This window comes from Breoghania sp. L-A4, from assembly GCF_003432385.1.
Taxonomy (GTDB): Bacteria; Pseudomonadota; Alphaproteobacteria; order Rhizobiales; family Stappiaceae; genus Breoghania.
In genome coordinates this window covers 3,924,621-3,941,556 of sequence record NZ_CP031841.1, presented here as the reverse complement: position 1 = coordinate 3,941,556, position 16,936 = coordinate 3,924,621, and the positions used below count along the sequence as shown (strand labels likewise).

The window sequence follows — 16,936 nt, the reverse complement described above, 5'->3', positions numbered from 1 at the left end:
CCGTGACCAGCCAGGGGATTGTCGCATGACGCATATGCATGGTGTCGCGCGCAATCCCCGTCTCCGTTCAAGCCTGCGGCGGATGGTTTGTCCGCCGCACACAGCATTTCGTGAGGAGTTCGATACATGACAGTCAACGGCGCCTTCGTCATGGGGCACCCGATCGCGCATTCCCGCTCGCCCATGCTGCATACCTACTGGCTCAAGCGCCTGGGGATCGAGGGGAGCTATGAGCGTCTCGACATTCCGCCCGAGCAACTGGGTGCGTTTTTCGCGGGCTTCAGGGAGGCGGGCTGGATCGGCGGCAATGTCACGGTTCCGCACAAGCTGGCCGTGATTCCCTATCTCGACGCGATCGATGACGACGCCAAGGCGATGGGCGCGGTCAACACGATCTGGTGGAACGACGGGGCTCTTACCGGCGGCAACACCGACTCGCTCGGCTTCATGGGAAACATCGACGAGCTGGTTCCCGGCTGGGACAGGACGGCGAAGCGCGCGGTGATCCTGGGCGCCGGCGGCGCCACGCGCGCGGCCGCCTACGGCCTGATGAAACGCGGACTGGACGTGGCGATCTGCAACCGCACGATATCCAAGGCGGAGGCGCTCGCGGAGCAATTCGGCAAGGGCGTCAGCGCGCACGGGCTTGATGCGGTGGGCGGCTTGCTGGCCGGTGCGGACTTGCTGGTCAACACCACGAGCCTCGGCATGATCGGTCAGCCGCCGCTCGAGATCGACCTGACGGGGCTTCAGGCCAGGACCGTCGTTTACGACGTGATCTACGCGCCGCTGGATACCGATCTCTTGAAGCAGGCCAAGGCGAAGGGCTGTCGCACCGTGGACGGATTGGGCATGCTGTTGCACCAGGGCGTGGAGGGGTTCCGCCGCTGGTTCAAGCAGACGCCTGAAATCACGGGCGAACTTCGGGCGCTGCTGATCGACGACATCCGCGCCAAGACACCTGGCGCGTAAACGATTTGAAGCGAAAAGCTTCGAACCCCCGGCTGTGCCGGGGACACTTGGGAGGAGAAAATGATGAACAGACGTACCATGCTCGCCGCTTCGGCGTTCTCGGTCCTGATGGCCGCGACCACCGTTCCTCAAATGACCGTCGCGCAGGAAACGGTCCTGCTGCCCTGCGTGTGCGAATTGTCCGGCGCGGGCGCCGTGTCCGGCACCAACTACCGTGACGGCGCGAAGCTCGCGGCCGCCGAGATCAATGCCGCCGGCGGCATTCTCGGCAAGCAGATCGATGTTCCGGACTACGACACGCAGACCGACCCGCAGACCTCGCGGGCTCTCGTTCAGAAGGCGATCGATGCCGGCGCCTACGCGATCATCGGCACGGTTTATTCCGGCTCGACCATCGTCAACATGATGGTGGCCAAACAGGCCGGCGTGCCGCAGATGACCGGCTCCGAGGCGCCGAACATCACCCAGCAGGGCAACCCCTACATCTTCCGCACGTCGTCGAGCTCGGCGCGCGGCATTCCCGCGCTGACCGCCTACTTCAAGGACACCCTCGGCGTGAAGACGATCGCCGTCTCATGGGTCAACAACGAGTTCGGCAAGGGCGGTCATGACGTCTTCATCGAGGAGATGAAGGACGCGGGCATCGAGGTCGTCGCCGACGTGCCGTCCGAACAGGGCCAGGCCGATTTCGCAGCCGACATTTCCCGGATCAAGGAGTCCGGTGCGGAAGCCGCCTTCGTCTATACCAACGAAGAGGAATCCGCCCGCCTGCTGCGCGAGGCGAAGAAGCAGGGCCTGGGCATACCGCTGGTAGGCGAAGTGACGCTGACCAGCCAGAAGGTCATCGACCTTGCCGGTGACGCCGCCAACGGCGCCTTCGCGCACGTCGGGCTCACCACGGAAGCCAGCGTCCCGTCGATCCAGGAATTCGCGAAGAAATTCAAGGATGCGTACGGCCGCGACACGGACCACAACGGTCTGAAGGGCTACATCGGCGTCTATGCGGTCAAATATGTGACCGAGATGAACGGCGCCTTCGATCAGGAAGCCTTCGCCAACAAGATGCACGGGCTGACCCTGGATGCCGCCGAGTATCCCGGCATGCTCCTGACCACGTCCTGGGACGACACCGGCGAGATGGCGCGCGAGAGCTTCATGACCGAGGTCCGCGAGGGCAAGCAGGTCGTGATCGGCACTGTGCCGGCCCGCTAGGTCGGCATGCCGCGGGGCGCCGGACGGGCCGGCGCCCCGCTTATACCAATGGGGCCGACAATCGCCGCCGCTGGTATTACTCTTTCAGGACGGAACGTATGGAACAATTCCTCCAGGTGATGCTGTCGGGTCTCTCGACGGGGTCGATCTATGCGCTTGTGGCGATCGGCTTCACCCTGATCTGGCAGGCCGCGCAGACGGTCAATTTCGGGCAGGGCGAATTCGTCATGCTGCCCGCCTTTTTCGTCCTGATCGCCATGAACCTCGGGCTGCCGTTTCCGCTCGCCATGCTGGCGGCGCTCGGCGTGTCCATGCTGGTGCTCGGCTATCTGTTCAAGCGCGTGATCGTCGAGCCGATGACGCGCGGCGGCCGTCCCGGCGGGCTGTCGCTGATCATTGCGACGATGGCGCTGGCGATCTTCCTCAAAGAGAGCGTCAAGGAATTCTATGGCGCCGAGGCCCAGCCCTACCCCGAGCTGGTGTCCGGCGGAACGCTCGATGTCTTCGGCGCCGTCGTGTCTCTGACGGATATCGCCCATCTCGTCATTTCGTTCGTGATCGTCGTGTCGCTGACACTGTTTCTCAATCGCACGCGGACCGGCCGCGCCATGCAGGCGACCGCGCAGAATCCCGGCGTGGCCGAGATTCTCGGCGTCGATACCAACCGCATGATCCTCTACACCTTCCTGATCAACGCCGCGCTCGCGGCGCTTGCGTCCTTCCTCATCACGCCCGTCTATCTCGCCAAATTCTCCAACGGCGAGTACCTCGGAATGATCGCCTTCATCGCGGCGATCGTCGGCGGCTTCAACCAGATCCGCGGCGCCATCGCCGGCGGGTTGCTGATCGGCCTGCTGGACAATTTCACAGCCACCTACATCACAGCCGAATACCGCGCCGCGGTGCCGCTGGTGCTGCTGATCGGCGTCATCATGTTCAAGCCCGAGGGCCTTCTGGGCACCGCGGAAGGAAGGGCGGTCTGATGCGCGCCGTTCCGAAATGGGTGTGGGTCCTTCTCGGTCTGTGCGTGCTGGTCGCCGCGCCGATCGGGCAGGGGAACTACATCAGCCTGATCCTGTGCTCCTGGCTGATCTTCACGATCGCGGCCATGGGGCTCAATCTCACTCTGGGCTATGCCGGCCAGATATCCCTGGCGCAGGCATCCTTCATGGCGATCGGCGCCTATATCACCGCGATCATGACGCTGAACGGCATTCCCTGGCTGATCGCCATGCCCGCGGCGGTGGCCGGCTGCTTTGTCGTGGGCCTGCTGGTCGGTTTTCCGGCGCTGCGGGTCAAGGGTCATTTTCTCGCCTTCGTCACGCTCGCCTTCAACACGCTGGTGGTGCTGGTGCTGCGCAATGAGGATTGGCTCACCGGCGGTTCCTACGGCAAGTTCAACATGCCGCGCCCGGACTTCTGGTTCGTCGACACCGCCTCGAAATCGACGTTTCTGTCCTTCCCCATCACCTCGAACCAGAAGATGTATTATCTCTGCCTGGCGGTCTTTGTGGTCTTCGCCGCGCTCATGTACGGGCTGGTCCGCTCGCCGTGGGGGCGCGCCTTCAAGGGGCTGCGCGAGAACCCGGTGCGCGCGGAGAGCCTCGGGCTCGACACGCGCCGCATCACCCTGCTGGCGTTCGCCATCGGCTCGGCCTCCGGTGGTCTCGCAGGGGCGCTTGTCTCTCCTGTCGTCCAGTTCATCGAACCGAACTCGTTTGCGTTGCTGCACTCGCTGCGCCTGCTGCTGATGGTGGTCGTCGGCGGCGCGGGCTATTTCTTCGGTCCGATGCTGGGGTCCGCGGTGGTGATCCTGCTGCCCGAGGTGCTGCGTTTCACGCAAGGCTACTATCTCATTCTCTATTCCGGCGCGGTGATCATCCTGATGGTCTATTCGCCGAGCGGCCTGATGGGGCTGGGCGACCGGCTCGTGTTGAAATTCCGGCCCGGCCGGGTTGCGCGGGCCGATCTCAAGGAAGGAGCGAAGCTATGAGCGACGTCGTTCTTTCCGTGCGCAACATCTCGAAATCCTTCGGCGGCATTCACGCCGTGCGTGACGTCAGCTTCGACGTTCGCAGGGGCGAGATCCTGGGACTGATCGGGCCCAACGGCTCGGGCAAGTCGACGCTGTTCAACTGCGTGCTTGGCCAGCTCAAGCCCAATCAGGGCGAGGTCTTCGTCAACGGCCGCCCGGTGGCGGGCATGCGCGCGTGCGATCTCAACAAGCTCGGTGTCGGGCGCACGTTCCAGCAGCTCTCGGTGTTCCCCGAGATGACGGTGCTCGACAACATCATCCTGGCCGGTCAGGAGCACCACGGCACCATGCTGTCGCGGCTGTTCGGCGCGCCTGATGCCGGGCTAACCGATGCGGCCGACCAGTTGATCGCGTTCTTCCGGCTCGGCCATTTGCGCAATGAGACGGCCGGATCGTTGTCCTACGGCCAGCAGAAACTGCTCGACGCCGCGATGGCCTTCATGGCCGGGCCGGACCTGGTGCTGCTCGACGAGCCCGCGGGGGCGTGAATCTCACGATGCTGGCCAACCTCAAGGACCGCCTGCTCACCTACAACCGCGAACACGGCAGCACCTTCGTGGTCATCGAGCACAATATGGAATTCGTCATGTCGCTGTGCACCCACATCATCGTGCTGGCCGAGGGCGCGATCATCGCCGAAGGCAGGCCCGAGGAGGTGCGCGCCAATCAGCAGGTCATCGATGCGTATCTTGGGGGCTGAACCATGCTGGAACTGAAAGACCTTTATGGCGGCTACGGCAAGATCACCATCCTCAACGGGGTCAGCTTCGAGATCCCGAAGGCCTCGATCACCACGGTGATCGGCCCCAACGGCGCCGGCAAGTCGACCGTGTTCAAGGCGATCTTCGGCCTGCTGAATATCAGTTCGGGAGAGGTCCTGCTCGACGGGCAGGCCGTGACGGGGCTCAAGCCGCGCGAGATGATCGCGCGCGGCGTCACCTATGTGCCGCAGGGACGCAACATCGTCCCCCAGCTCTCGGTCTATCACAACCTCGAACTCGGCGGGATCACGGCCCGCGACCAGACGAAGCTGCGCGACCGGATCGGGATCGTCATGGACCAGTTCCCGATGCTCAAGGAGCACAAGGACCGCAAGGCGATCGAACTGTCGGGCGGCCAGCAGAAGCAGCTCGAGGTCGCCCGCGCGCTGCTGCTCGATCCGAAGCTGATCCTGATCGACGAACCGTCGATCGGCCTGTCGCCGAACCTGGTGCAGGAAGTGTTCCGGACCTTGATCAGGCTGCGCGACCAGGGCGTCACCATCCTGATGGTCGAGCAGAACGCCAAGGCTGCGCTTGCGATGTCCGACTACGGGCTGGTGCTTGAGCTGGGCCAGACGCGCATGCACGACCGCGCCGACAAGCTCCTGGCGGATCCGCGTGTCGGACGCCTGTTCCTCGGCGGCCACATTGAGGAGGAGGTGGTGGAGTGATTCCGGATTTCCAAGTGTTCGCGAGTCGCACCTTGGCTGCGGACGCCTGAACCAGGTGCCATCCGAATTTGGCGCCGATCCTTCGAGACGGCCCTTCGGGCCTCCTCAGGATGACGTTATCGTGTTGATATTTTTATGAAATCACTACTCGCTCAACGTCGTCCTGAGGAGCCGCCGAAGACGGCGTCTCGAAGGATCGGCCCCTTGTTCGCAAGGGCCGCCGTCTCTTGAGGCGCGCGCCTCAGCTGCAGGCCGCGAGCATCTTCTGGCGAAGCCACATGTGTTTCGGGTCGGTGTCGAACCGCCGGTGCCAGATGAGGTCGTGCGAGATCGCTTCCATTTCCATCGGCACCGGATAGGTCGCCAGACCGAAATGGGAGGCGAAATAGTCGGCCGTGCGTTTCGTAAACACGCCGATCATGTCGCTGCGCTGGAGCAGGTTGGGTGCCATCGTGAAATTGGTCAGCGACATGGCCGACCGGCGCGTCAGGCCCTCGCGTTTCAGGATTGCGTCGAAGGCCGCCTGGCGGTCGCCGCTCGAGCTGACGACCAGATGCGGGAACGACAGGATCATCTCGATACTTGCGGGCTCCGACTGGTTGAGGATCGGATGATCCCTGCGGCACAGGCAGGTGAAGGCTTCGGTGTTGGCGTAGTGGCGGTTGATCGTTGGCGGCAGCTGGTCGAACCAGCCCAGCGCGACGTCGATCTCCTGATCCTCGATCAACTGGATGGCGTGGCCGCGGTCCGTTGTTCTCAGATCAATCGATATGCCGGGGGCGGTGTTCCGAATATCCTCGAGAAACGGCAGGATGACCGGGAGGCTCAGGCGGTCGGGAGCGCCGATCACGAAGCGGACGTTGGCGGTTTCCGGCGAGAAATCGGCTTCCTGGTAGAGGCAGTCCTGGGAAAGCCGGATGATCTCGGCGACCGACTTGTGCAGCTCGAGTGCCCGCGGTGTCGGCGCCAGTCCGTGCGGCGTGCGTACATAGAGCGGATCGTGGAACAATTCGCGCAGCCGTTTCAACGAGTTGGAAATGGCGGACTGGGTTCTGCCAAGGCGCTCGCCCGTTCGTGTCACACTGCGTTCGGCCATGAGCGTGTGGAAGACAACAAAGAGGTTCATGTCGAATGTGTGCAGGTTCATGCTTGAAACGTCCCAACATCATCTCTGATGATGTTTTAGAACACGAACATGAATTTGCATAATGTAATTCGTCTGATTAACGTTCGAGCGTCTCTTGCCGCCAGGAGGAGGATCGATGTCCGCATCGATCTCGGGCGGCGAGACGGGGAAGGCTGCCGAACAGCAAAAAGCCAAGAACAATCGGCGAGCGAGGGTGGAAATGCGCGGCTCTGCACACAATGGTTCACTGGTGAACGGCCTTGTCGCCGTTCTGGCGACGCTCATGTCCGTCGCCTGTATTCTCTGGAACATCGAGACTCCCACCCGGCTCGGTTTCGCGATTCTCGTTGAACAATATCTGGCGCTGCAACTCGGCCTCGCCCTGACGATCTGCTTCCTGCGTTTCGGCTGGAAGGGACAGGAAAAGACACAGCTCGGGCTGCTCGATGCGGCCATCGCCCTGACGTGTTTCGTGGTGCTGATGTATGCGGCCTGGGATTTCTCGTGGCTGTTGACCGAGCAATTCTACCGGCCCTGGCAGATCACCGTGATCGGCAGCGTCGTGACCATCGGGGTGATGGAGGGAATCCGCCGTCGCGCCGGATTGACGCTCTTCATCATCGTCGCGGTGTTCCTCGTCTACTCGCTTTTCGCCGACAAGATTCCCGGCGCCCTGATCGGCAAGGAACTGAGCCCGGTCCGGCTGGTGCAATATGTGGGCTTTGATCCGTCCGCGGTCTTCTCGACGCCGCTGCGGGTCGGCACCGTCATCGTCCTGCTGTTCGTCTTCTTCGGCAAGCTTCTCTTCGCCGCCGGCGGCGGCACGTTCTTCACCGATCTGGCGATGGCCGCGACCGGCCGCACGCGCGGCGGCAGCGCCAAGATCGCGGTGATGGGCTCCGCGCTCTTTGGCTCGATTTCAGGCTCCGCCGTCTCCAACGTGGTGACCACCGGCGTGGTGACGATCCCGCTCATGCAGCGCGGCGGCTATTCCAAAACCGATGCGGGCGCGGTGGAAGCGGTCGCCTCGACCGGCGGGCAGCTCATGCCGCCGATCATGGGCGCGGCCGCGTTCCTGATGGCCGAATTTCTCGATATCTCCTACATGACGGTGGCGGGCGCTGCGCTTGTTCCGGCGCTGCTCTACTACGTGTCGGTGTTCGTGCAGGTCGATCTGATCGCCGGCCGGGACAATGTTGCGCAGCCCGACGAAGAGCTGATGAGCGTCGGCGAGGTCATGCTGGCGGGCTGGCATTTCCTCATTCCGTTCGGTGTGCTGCTCGGCGCGCTGTTCTGGTGGCGCCTTGATCCCGAGGACTCCGCTCTTCTGGCGTCCATCGCCATCGTGGTCGTTGGTTTTGCGCGCGGCTATCGCGGCGACAGGCTGTCGTTCAAGACCCTGCGTCACGTGTTCGTGGACACGGGCATATCGATGGTCGATTTGATCCTCATTGTGGCGGCCGCGGGCTTTGTGATCGGAATTCTCAACATCACCGGTCTCGGCTTCGCCCTGACGCTGATGCTGGTCAATTCGATTGGTGAGAACGTGTTCCTGCTGCTGGCGACCTCGGCGATCATCTGCACCATTCTGGGCATGGGAATGCCGACGTCAGGCGTCTATGTGCTGCTCGCCGCGCTGGTCGCCCCGTCGCTCGTGCAAGCCGGGATCCCTCCTATCGCCGCGCATCTCTTCATTCTGTATTTCGGCATGATGTCGATGATCACCCCGCCGGTGGCGCTCGCCGCCTTTGCCGCGGCGACGATCACCAAGGCCGATCCTCTGGGAACGGGGCTCGCGGCGATGCGGATCGGCTGGGCCGCCTACATCATTCCGTTCATTTTCGTGGGCTCGCCGGCGCTCCTGCTGGAGGGAAGCCTTGTCGAGATCATCGCCGCCGCGGCGATGTCCGCTGTCGGAATCGCGGCGATCAGCGCGGCCATGGTGGGGTATCTGCACGAGCGGCTCGGCCTTGGGCTGCGCGTTGTCGTCGGCGTTCTGGGTTTCGGCGCCCTGCCGATCAGCTATCTGCCCGAAGAGCTCGAGTTGTTGCATCCCGCCTGCACGGTCGCGGTCGTGATGCTGACGATCGGATTGTTCGTTCTCAAGCGCGGTAGCGCACACAAGAAACAAGTCAACTAACGAAAACCAAGGGAGGAATTCTCATGAAACATGTCACGAAACTACTGATCGGCGGCCTGCTCGGCGGCCTGATGACAACCGGCATGGCCTCGGCGCAGGTCGTCTCCATCGCGACCGGCGCGCAGGGATCGCTTGCCTACAACTCCGGACAGGCCATTGCCAAGGTGGCCAATGACCACGGGATTACGGCCCGCACGCAGCCGCTCGTCGGCTATCTGCCGCTGATCGACAACGGCGAGGTCGATTTCGGCTTCTCCAACGGCGTCGAGGCGGAATTCGCGCTGACCGGCACCGGCAACTATGACCGCGCGCACCCGAACCTGCGGCTCGTTGGCGTGATGTTCCCGTTGACGACCGGCATCATGGTGCGTGCCGACAGCGGGATCCTGACCGTCGCGGACCTCAAGGCAAAGGCCTCGGAACTCAAGATAGCTTCGGAATACACCAAGTCCACGATCATTCCCTATTACATCGGCGGCGGCCTGGCCAACGGCGGCATGACCTATGACGACTTCCAGAAGGTCCCTGTGTCGAGCTTTGTCGCCGGCATCAACGCGCTCGGTGACGGGCTTGTGGACGTCGCGCTCGTCAGCCTCAACAATGGCGCAGGCAAGCAGGTCGAGGCCAAGCTCTCCGGCAGCGGTGGTCTGCAGTATGTCTCGCTGGACGACTCGCCCGAAGGCGTGGCTGCGTTCAAGAAGTTTCTGCCCGCCGGCAACATCATTGCCATGAAGGCCAACGAAAAGATTCCGGGCCTGAAGCAGCCCGCCAACATCATGCAGGTTCCGTGGATGATGCTGACGAGCGTCAATGCCTCGGATGAGCTGGTTTACAAGATGACCAAGATCGTTGCCGAGAACAATGATGCGCTGAAGGCGAGCTTTGGCGCTTTCGGAAACGCCAAGCCCGAGAAGATGGCGCCGGCCAACGGTGTGCCCTATCACCCCGGCGCGCTGAAGTACTACGAAGAGGCCGGAATCACCGTCGGCGAATGATCCACCGGGGCTGCCCGCGGTCGCGGGCAGCCCGATACCGTGCAACAAAGACAGGTAGCCTCATGAACGACACGCCCAAGGGAGACATGATCCGGATCACCGCCTCCGACGGCCATGAGTTTGATTGCTGGCTGGAGCCCGCGCGCGGCGAGCGCCGCGGCGGCATCGTGATCCTCCAGGAAATCTTCGGGGTCACCAATCAGCTCAAGGGCGTGGCCGCGCGTTACGCCGCCAAGGGCTATGACGTTGCGATTCCCGCGCTGTTCGACCGGCAAGCGCCGGGTACCGTGGTGCCTTTCGACAAGGGACTGATCGGCCGCGACCTGATGCTGACCGCTGATCTCGACAAGACGATGATGGACGTGGACGCCGCCGCGAAGATGCTCGCCTCCAGGGGCGGCAAGGTCGGCGTGATCGGATTCTGCTGGGGGGGCGGTCTCGCGCTGCGCGCAGCCCAGAAGCTCGACATCGGCGCGGCCGTGGCGTTCTACGGCACCCGGCTGCCGCAGTATCTCGACAGCCCGCTCAAGGCGCCGCTGCAGGGCCACTTCGGCATCAACGACAGCCATGTTACGCCCGAGATGCTGGCGGAAGCCCAGGCCTATCTTCCCGATTTCGAGGTCTACACCTACAAGGCCGGGCATGCCTTCGCCAATGACGCGCGTGCGGCTGAATATGTAGCCGATGTCGCGGAGCAGGCGCATGCGCGCACGGAAGAATTCTTCGCCAAGCACCTGGCCTGACCGCACGAGGCGGCCGGTCCCGCATGGGGGGCTCTGGCTGCTGCCCGGAAACACAACGGCGGACGATGAGATCCTCATCGTCCGCCGTATTGCGTTGCGATGTGGACGGGCAACCGCTCCCGCGCCGTGCTTCGTGCGCTCAGGCGAGGTCCGCGGCAAACGTCTGAAGAAGCGCGTGCTTGAGGATCTTCCCGGTCGAGGCGGCGGGAAGCGACGTGGTGAGGATGATGCGCGAAGGGCGCTTGTAGCTGGTCAGCCGTTGGTTGGCGAAGGCGCGGATGTCATCCAGATCGACCGCGTCCGGGTCCGCGCATTGCACAAACGCCAGGACCTCCTCGTTGCCGTCGTCCGTGCGGCGGCCGACAACCGCGCATTGCACCACATCGGGGTGGTCGTTGAAGGCGGCTTCGACTTCCGGCGGATAGACGTTGAAGCCCGAGCGGATGATCAGCTCCTTCGCGCGGCCGACGATGTGCAGGTTGCCGTCCTCGTCCAGGCGGCCGAGATCGCCTGTCCGCAGGAACCCGTCTTTGTCGAGCGCGCGGGCGGTCTCTTCCGGGTTGCGGAAATAACCGGCCATCACATGGGGGCCGCGGGTGAGCACCTCGCCCACGCCGTCCTGATTGCCGGCGGGCGTATCGATGCGCACCTCGACGCCGGGAAGCGGCTTGCCGACGCTGGTGTCCGGGGAGCCGATGGGATTCCTGGTGCTGCTGACGCCGGCCGTGGATTCGGTCATGCCGTAGCCGTTCTGCAGCGGCAGACCATAGAAGAGCTCCGCCTTGCGTTTCCATGCCGGGTCGAGCGGCGCGGCGCCGGAGGAGACGTAGCGCAGTTTCGATCCCGTCAGCCGGTCCTCGCCAAGGCTTGCCGTGTGCTGCATCAACAGCGCGTGCATCTGCGGAACGGCGGGGAACAGGGTCACGTCATGCTTGAGCGCGCTCAGCAGCTTGTCGGCCTTGAAGCGCGGCGCCAGTCGAACCGCCGTGCCCACGTGAGCGCTTGCCATCAGCATGGAGGCGAGGCCGAAAACATGGGTGAGCGGCAGCGCGCCGTAGATCACGTCATCGGGCAGCATGCCGCGCAGCCGGGCGGACGCGGCGCCGGCGAACAACAGGTTGCCGTGGGTCAGCATGACGCCTTTCGGCGTGCCCGTGGTGCCGGTGGTGTAGAGCAGTACCGCCACGTCGTCCGGGACGGTGTCGTCACTGTCCGCCGGGACGTCCCGCGCCAGGGCGATCCGGCCAAAACTGCACTCGACGGGCCTTGCTCCGGCATCATGCGCGCGTGCCTGAGCGTCGGCGGAGACATCGGTGGTCCAGATGGTCAACCGCGGCTCGGCGTGGCTTGAAATCCGCGCCAGTTCGGGCCCGCTCATGCGGGCGTTGACCGGGATCGCGACGGCTTTCACCGTGGTTGCAGCAAAGACGAAGGCCGCAAGTGCCGTGCAGTTCTCGCCGATGAGCATCACCCGGTCGCCGGGAAGAATGCCGTTTGAAGACAGGATGTCGGCTGCTTCGCGCACCGCGGTGGCATACTCCGTCCACGAAAACCCGCGCCCGTTGTGATCGACGATCGCGAGGCTGCCGCCGCGATCCTTCGCCGCCACCTGAACCAGGTCATGGATCCGCGCGATCGTCATGCCCTTACGTCTCCCTGTTCACCGTGAGTTGTTTGTAACTGGCGCAAGCGCTCGAGCGCGTGTTGCATCTCGTCTTCCAGAGCGCGGACGATCTCCGCGAGCGGGGCTATGGCATCCGTGAAGCCGAGCGCCTGGCCTGCGGAGAGCAGCCCATGCGACACGTCTCCCGTCTCATAAGCCTTGCGTCCAATCTTGCCGGACACAAGTGGCAGCAGGTCGTCGATCCCGATGTCGGGAGACGAAGCTTCCAGCTCCGTCACCAGACGCGTCGTTTCGTTGCGCAGGGTGCGAACGGTGTTGCGCACGCTCGCCATGGTCAGTTCCGTATCCGTCTCGCCGGCGGATATCAGCGCCTGTTTGTAACCGTCATGGGCCTGGATTTCCTCCGCCACGAGGAAGCGGGTTCCGATGACCACGCCGCTGGCGCCCGAGGCCAGCGCGCCGATGATCTGGCTGCCGCAGCCGATGCCGCCGCCGATCAGATAGGGAATGTCGAGGCGCCGCCCGGCCAAGGCCTGATTGACCATGCTGCCGATCAGCTCAAGCCCGGGATGGCCTCCGCATTCCGCGCCGACGATCGAGACCATATCGACGCCGGCTGTCTGCGCGCTCACGGCGTAGCGCACGCCGGGAACCTTGTGCAGCACGGTGATGCCGGCGTCTTTGAGTTGGTCCAGATAGGGCGCCGGATTGCGTCCCGATGTCTCCACGAAACGGATGCCTTCGTCGGCGATCAGCGCGAATGTGTCCGCGACCTTGTCGCCGGGCACGAGCTTGGGCAGCATCGACACATTGACGCCAAACGGATGTCCGTCGGCCAATGCGCGGCATTTTGCGATTTCGGCGCGCAAGGCGCGCGGTTCGGGAAAACTGGCGGCGGTGAGATACGACATGATGCCGGCGCGGGCGCCGGCCGCCACATAGGTGGCCTCCGACAGCCACATCAACCCGCCGGCGACGATCGGCAGGCGGGTGCCGAACATTCGGGTCACGGCGGTGTCAAACATTGGATCCGGACGCTTCGGCATCAGTCGTCCTGCGGGTTCTTGAAGTGGGGTCGGCGCTTTTCCAGAAACGCCTGTATGCCCTCGTGGGCTTCGGGTGCAGCAAATGCTGCGGCCATCGCATCGCGCTCCCGGTCAAGCTGGCTGGCGAAGTCCGCGTCCTGAGCGGCGTTCATCAGCGCCTTGATGCTGGCTTGCGCGGCGCGGGGGCCGGCGGCGAGGCGCCTGGCCAGACCTTCGGCGTGTGCGAGCGTTTCCCCGGTGCCACGCAATCGTTGATCAGCCCGAAACGGGCGAGCTCCCGCGCGTCGATGGGATCGCCGAAAAGCACGATCCGGCGGGCCGTCGCGGGCGGCAGGGATTTCGACAGGCTGTAGGTGAGGCCGCCGTCCGGCACCAGCCCCGCCTTCACGTAGGCGGCTGAAAACGTTGCCGTGTCGCTCGCGATCGCCAGATCGCAGGCAAGCGCCAGCGACAGGCCCGCGCCGGCGGCCCCGCCTTCAATCGCCGCGATGACGGGGCAGGGGCAGGCCTTGATGGCGCGCATGACGTCGTGCAGCGCCTCGATGCGGGCGCGCCGTTCGGCCTCCGGCAGATCGCGCCTATGGGCCAACTGGCCCAGGTCTCCGCCGGAACAGAAATAGCCGTCCGCCCCCCACAGGATCACCGCTGCGCAATCGCGGTTCGCGGCGGCCCGGGACAAGGCGCCCAGCAGGGTCTCGTAATACAGCGGAGAGAGGGCGTTGCGGCGGCCGGGATTGCGGTTGACGACGACGAGGTGATCGCCTGCGTCGCGCACATGCGGTCCGCGCGCGTCGCCCGCAATGATCGGATCTGACGGATCGGTCATTCCGTGCGGCCTTCCGGTTGCGTGCCGGGCAGGTGCTCCGCGGGGACGCGCTTGAAGACCCCTTGCGCTGTGGCGATCAGCCGGTCCTCGTTGTCGGTCAATCGGCCGTCCACAAACAGCAGAGACCTGCCGCCGCCGGTGATCCGTCCCGTCGCGGTGACGCGGCTGCCCTCGCGCGCGGGCGCGAGAAACTGCGTCGCCATCGAGATGGTCAGAAACGGACATTTTCCGGTCGCATCCACGCTCAAGCTGGCGGTCGCGCCCATGGCGTTGTCCAGCAACACCGCGCAGAAGCCGCCATGCAGAACGCCGTGCCGGTTGGTGTGCCGCGCATCGATATCCAGCGTGCAGCGCGCCGAGCCATCGGACCCGCTCACATCCAGCACGTAGCCGACCAGCCGTTGCGCGCCGGTCTCGCCTTCGATGATCCCGGTCTTGTCCAGCATGGTCAGGCCACCGCCTTGGCGATAAACCGGCCGAGGTGATACAGGCCGTCGCCGAAGCGGTGATCGACCATGGTCAGGCGCTTGGCGAGATGCCCGAGTTCGTACTCCATCGTCATGCCGATGCCGCCGTGCATCTGGATGCTCTCCTCCACGACGAGCTTGCCGGCGCGGGAGATAAGGTTTTTCGTCGCCGACACGTGAATGTCGCGCCGGGCGGCGGTACCATCCACGTGTCCGGCGAGGTTGATGACGGCAGAGCGGGCCTGTTCGATTTCGATCAGCATGTCCGCCATGCGGTGCTGCAGCGCCTGGAACTTGCCGATCGGCTGGCCGAACTGCTTGCGCGTCTTGAGGTACTCGGACGTCAGGTCGCGGATGGCGTCCATCAGTCCCACGGCCTCCGCGCAGATGGCGGTCGTCGCGCGCGCATGGGCGTGCACGAGCGCCTCGTAGGACTCGCCTTCCGCGCCGATGCGGCGGTCAGCCGCAACGGACATGTTCTCCAGGATCAGTTCCGCGCCGCGCCCGCCTCCCGACAGCGGATAGTCGCGCAGCTCGAGACCTTGCGTGGTGCGGTCCAGCCTGAACAGAGATATGCCGTCCGTATCGGCAGGCCCGCCGCCGGTTCTTGCGCTCACAAGGATGAAGTCCGCGGCGGCGGCATTGACGACGACGGATTTGCGGCCGTCGAGAACGTAGCCTTCGCCGGAACGCTTCGCGCGGGTTTCGATGCGGGCGAGGTCATAGCGGCTCGCGGGCTCCCCATGCGCCAGGGCGAGCTGGATGGAGCCTTCGATCACTTGTTCGATGAGGCTGCAGTGCTGCGCATCTCCCGCGAGAAGACCGCCCGCCAGCACGCCGGTGTCGAGAAGCGGCTCCGTGGCGCCGGCCCGGCCGAGTTCCTCGAACACCGTGGCAATATCGAACCCCGCGCCGCCGTATCCGCCCTGGTTCTCGCCAAACAGCGCGCCGATGACGCCGAGCTCCGCCAGCCCGGTCCAGATCCCGGGGAGAAGCCTGTCTCGGTCTGTTCGGCGGCTTCCCGGCTTGCGGGCGTGATGGAGTCGGCGAGGAAGCGGCGCAGCGAGTCCTGCATCATCCGCCGTTCTTCGGTGAGCTCGAAATTCATGATGCGCCTCAAAGACCCAGGATTGACTTGCTGATGATCGTGCGCTGGACCTCATTGGATCCGCCGTAGATCGACAGCTTGCGATTGTTGAAGTAGTTCGCGGTGGCCGGCATGGCGTATTCGGGGCCGATCGGCTCCTCGTTCCAGCCATCCTCCAGCGCCTCGGAAACAAACGGCATGGCGTAGCTGCCCACGGCCACGCGGGTGAGCGCGTTGATCTCCTGGCGGATCTGCGTGCCCTTGACCTTCAGCATGGAGCTTTCCGCGCCTGGCGCCTGTCCCGCGGCCGCTTGGGAGAGCACACGCAGGTTGGTCGTCGCCATGGCCATCAGATCGATCTCGACCTGGGCGATGCGGGCGGCGAAATGCGGGTTCTCGATGAGCGGACGGCCGTTGTCGAGTTCGCAGCGCGCGACATGCTTCAGGTGCTCCAGTCCGGCCTGCGCGAAGCCGACGCCGGCGATGTTGGTGCGTTCGTGGGTGAGCAGGTACTTGGCGTAGGTCCAGCCCTTGTTCTCCTCGCCGACGAGGTTGCCCACCGGCACGCGCACGTCGTCGAAGAAGACTTCGTTCACTTCCGGCTGGCCGTCGATGAGCACGACCGGGCGCACAGTGATGCCGGGCGACTGCATGTCCACCAGCAGGAAGGAAATGCCTTCCTGCGGCTTGCCGCCGGTCGCGGTGCGCACCAGGCAGAAGATCATGGTGGCGTGCTGGCCGAGCGTGGTCCAGGCCTTCTGCCCGTTGACCACATAGTGGTCGCCGTCGCGCACGGCCGAGGTGCGCACCGAGGCGAGATCGGATCCCGCGCCGGGCTCGGAATATCCCTGGCACCACCAGTCCTGGCCGTTGAGAATGCGCGGCAGATAGGTGTCCTTCTGGTCCTGGCTGCCGAAGGCCTGCAGGACGGGACCCAGCATGGCGACGCCGAAGGGCACGATCCGCGGCGCGTTGGCCCGGGTCATCTCTTCTTCGAAGATGTGTCGCTGCACGGCGTTCCATCCCGCCCCGCCGTATTCCTTGGGCCAGTTGCCAGCGAGCCAGCCCCTGTCGTTGAGAATGGCGTGCCATTCCTCGTGATCGGCCTTGGTCAGCGTCTTGCCGAGGCGGACCTTGTCCGAAAGGCGTTTGGGCAGGCGCTCATCCAGGAACGCGCGGACGTCGCTGCGGAACGCCTCCTGCTCGGGCGTGAAGGTCAGGTCCATCGGAA

At 64.5% G+C, this 16,936-nt stretch carries 16 protein-coding genes and 1 pseudogene; 9 read left to right on the top strand and 8 right to left on the bottom strand.

Annotation, left to right across the window (positions count from 1 at the left end; all coding sequences use genetic code 11):
• The first annotated feature begins 126 nt into the window (after nt 1–126).
• The 6 genes and pseudogenes from D1F64_RS18030 (at nt 127) to D1F64_RS18005 (ending at nt 5,651) form a co-directional block, all read left to right on the top strand.
• Complete coding sequence (locus D1F64_RS18030; RefSeq protein WP_117413542.1) at nt 127–972, top strand: shikimate dehydrogenase; 846 nt, start codon at nt 127–129, stop codon at nt 970–972.
• A gap of 63 nt (nt 973–1,035) precedes the next feature.
• Nucleotides 1,036–2,184: an ABC transporter substrate-binding protein gene (locus D1F64_RS18025; RefSeq protein WP_117413541.1), complete on the top strand. Its 1,149-nt coding sequence runs from the start codon at nt 1,036–1,038 to the stop codon at nt 2,182–2,184.
• A 98-nt stretch (nt 2,185–2,282) separates the two neighbouring features.
• Complete coding sequence (locus tag D1F64_RS18020; protein ID WP_117413540.1) at nt 2,283–3,167, top strand: branched-chain amino acid ABC transporter permease; 885 nt, start codon at nt 2,283–2,285, stop codon at nt 3,165–3,167.
• On the top strand, nt 3,167–4,177 hold the full coding sequence (locus D1F64_RS18015) for a branched-chain amino acid ABC transporter permease (RefSeq protein ID WP_162901633.1): 1,011 nt from the start codon (nt 3,167–3,169) through the stop codon (nt 4,175–4,177). The genes D1F64_RS18020 and D1F64_RS18015 overlap by 1 nt, the downstream gene beginning before the upstream one ends.
• Nucleotides 4,174–4,919 (top strand): annotated as a pseudogene (locus tag D1F64_RS18010) (ABC transporter ATP-binding protein). Before D1F64_RS18015 ends, D1F64_RS18010 begins: the two are co-directional and overlap by 4 nt.
• 3 nt (nt 4,920–4,922) lie before the next feature.
• Nucleotides 4,923–5,651: an ABC transporter ATP-binding protein gene (locus D1F64_RS18005; RefSeq protein ID WP_117413538.1), complete on the top strand. Its 729-nt coding sequence runs from the start codon at nt 4,923–4,925 to the stop codon at nt 5,649–5,651.
• 241 nt (nt 5,652–5,892) lie between these two features.
• Here the strand turns inward: D1F64_RS18005 and D1F64_RS18000 are convergent, their stop codons facing one another.
• Complete coding sequence (locus D1F64_RS18000; RefSeq protein ID WP_117413537.1) at nt 5,893–6,798, bottom strand: LysR family transcriptional regulator; 906 nt, start codon at nt 6,796–6,798, stop codon at nt 5,893–5,895.
• Between the two features lie 199 nt (nt 6,799–6,997).
• Between D1F64_RS18000 and D1F64_RS17995 the strand changes: the two genes are divergently transcribed.
• The 3 genes from D1F64_RS17995 (at nt 6,998) to D1F64_RS17985 (ending at nt 10,655) form a co-directional block, all read left to right on the top strand.
• Complete coding sequence (locus D1F64_RS17995) at nt 6,998–8,917, top strand: TRAP transporter fused permease subunit (protein ID WP_162901632.1); 1,920 nt, start codon at nt 6,998–7,000, stop codon at nt 8,915–8,917.
• A 23-nt stretch (nt 8,918–8,940) separates the two neighbouring features.
• The gene (locus D1F64_RS17990; protein ID WP_117413535.1) at nt 8,941–9,912 is read left to right on the top strand and encodes a TAXI family TRAP transporter solute-binding subunit; all 972 of its coding nucleotides are present in this window, start codon (nt 8,941–8,943) and stop codon (nt 9,910–9,912) included.
• 62 nt (nt 9,913–9,974) lie between these two features.
• Nucleotides 9,975–10,655: a dienelactone hydrolase family protein gene (locus D1F64_RS17985; protein ID WP_117413534.1), complete on the top strand. Its 681-nt coding sequence runs from the start codon at nt 9,975–9,977 to the stop codon at nt 10,653–10,655.
• Nucleotides 10,656–10,794: 139 nt separating this feature from the next.
• Here the strand turns inward: D1F64_RS17985 and D1F64_RS17980 are convergent, their stop codons facing one another.
• The 7 genes from D1F64_RS17980 to D1F64_RS17955 form a co-directional block, all read right to left on the bottom strand.
• On the bottom strand, nt 10,795–12,297 hold the full coding sequence (locus tag D1F64_RS17980) for a class I adenylate-forming enzyme family protein (RefSeq protein ID WP_117413533.1): 1,503 nt from the start codon (nt 12,295–12,297) through the stop codon (nt 10,795–10,797).
• Nucleotides 12,294–13,304, bottom strand: coding sequence for a nitronate monooxygenase (locus D1F64_RS17975; protein WP_117414698.1), 1,011 nt, complete (start codon nt 13,302–13,304; stop codon nt 12,294–12,296). Before D1F64_RS17975 ends, D1F64_RS17980 begins: the two co-directional genes overlap by 4 nt.
• A 20-nt stretch (nt 13,305–13,324) precedes the next feature.
• Nucleotides 13,325–13,573, bottom strand: coding sequence for an enoyl-CoA hydratase-related protein (locus D1F64_RS25185; protein ID WP_205470531.1), 249 nt, complete (start codon nt 13,571–13,573; stop codon nt 13,325–13,327).
• Nucleotides 13,477–14,151, bottom strand: a complete 675-nt coding sequence (locus tag D1F64_RS17970) for an enoyl-CoA hydratase-related protein (protein ID WP_205470530.1) — start codon at nt 14,149–14,151, stop codon at nt 13,477–13,479. Before D1F64_RS17970 ends, D1F64_RS25185 begins: the two co-directional genes overlap by 97 nt.
• The gene (locus D1F64_RS17965) at nt 14,148–14,597 is read right to left on the bottom strand and encodes a PaaI family thioesterase (RefSeq protein ID WP_117413532.1); all 450 of its coding nucleotides are present in this window, start codon (nt 14,595–14,597) and stop codon (nt 14,148–14,150) included. The genes D1F64_RS17970 and D1F64_RS17965 overlap by 4 nt, the downstream gene beginning before the upstream one ends.
• A gap of 2 nt (nt 14,598–14,599) precedes the next feature.
• On the bottom strand, nt 14,600–15,508 hold the full coding sequence (locus tag D1F64_RS17960) for an acyl-CoA dehydrogenase (RefSeq protein WP_205470529.1): 909 nt from the start codon (nt 15,506–15,508) through the stop codon (nt 14,600–14,602).
• A 226-nt stretch (nt 15,509–15,734) separates the two neighbouring features.
• Nucleotides 15,735–16,931 (bottom strand): acyl-CoA dehydrogenase family protein, encoded by a 1,197-nt coding sequence (locus D1F64_RS17955; RefSeq protein WP_117413531.1) that lies wholly within the window; start codon nt 16,929–16,931, stop codon nt 15,735–15,737.
• Between the last annotated feature and the right edge of the window lie 5 nt (nt 16,932–16,936).

Coding starts and splice junctions, on each gene's coding strand:
- D1F64_RS17980 (WP_117413533.1), bottom strand. CDS start 12,297: ATGACGATCGCGCGGATCCATGACCTGGTTCAGGTGGCGGCGAAGGAT.
- D1F64_RS17990 (WP_117413535.1), top strand. CDS start 8,941: ATGAAACATGTCACGAAACTACTGATCGGCGGCCTGCTCGGCGGCCTG.
- D1F64_RS18020 (WP_117413540.1), top strand. CDS start 2,283: ATGGAACAATTCCTCCAGGTGATGCTGTCGGGTCTCTCGACGGGGTCG.
- D1F64_RS17955 (WP_117413531.1), bottom strand. CDS start 16,931: ATGGACCTGACCTTCACGCCCGAGCAGGAGGCGTTCCGCAGCGACGTC.
- D1F64_RS18030 (WP_117413542.1), top strand. CDS start 127: ATGACAGTCAACGGCGCCTTCGTCATGGGGCACCCGATCGCGCATTCC.
- D1F64_RS17995 (WP_162901632.1), top strand. CDS start 6,998: ATGCGCGGCTCTGCACACAATGGTTCACTGGTGAACGGCCTTGTCGCC.
- D1F64_RS18005 (WP_117413538.1), top strand. CDS start 4,923: ATGCTGGAACTGAAAGACCTTTATGGCGGCTACGGCAAGATCACCATC.
- D1F64_RS17985 (WP_117413534.1), top strand. CDS start 9,975: ATGAACGACACGCCCAAGGGAGACATGATCCGGATCACCGCCTCCGAC.
- D1F64_RS17970 (WP_205470530.1), bottom strand. CDS start 14,151: ATGACCGATCCGTCAGATCCGATCATTGCGGGCGACGCGCGCGGACCG.
- D1F64_RS18015 (WP_162901633.1), top strand. CDS start 3,167: ATGCGCGCCGTTCCGAAATGGGTGTGGGTCCTTCTCGGTCTGTGCGTG.
- D1F64_RS18025 (WP_117413541.1), top strand. CDS start 1,036: ATGAACAGACGTACCATGCTCGCCGCTTCGGCGTTCTCGGTCCTGATG.
- D1F64_RS18000 (WP_117413537.1), bottom strand. CDS start 6,798: ATGAACCTGCACACATTCGACATGAACCTCTTTGTTGTCTTCCACACG.
- D1F64_RS17965 (WP_117413532.1), bottom strand. CDS start 14,597: ATGCTGGACAAGACCGGGATCATCGAAGGCGAGACCGGCGCGCAACGG.
- D1F64_RS17975 (WP_117414698.1), bottom strand. CDS start 13,304: ATGTTTGACACCGCCGTGACCCGAATGTTCGGCACCCGCCTGCCGATC.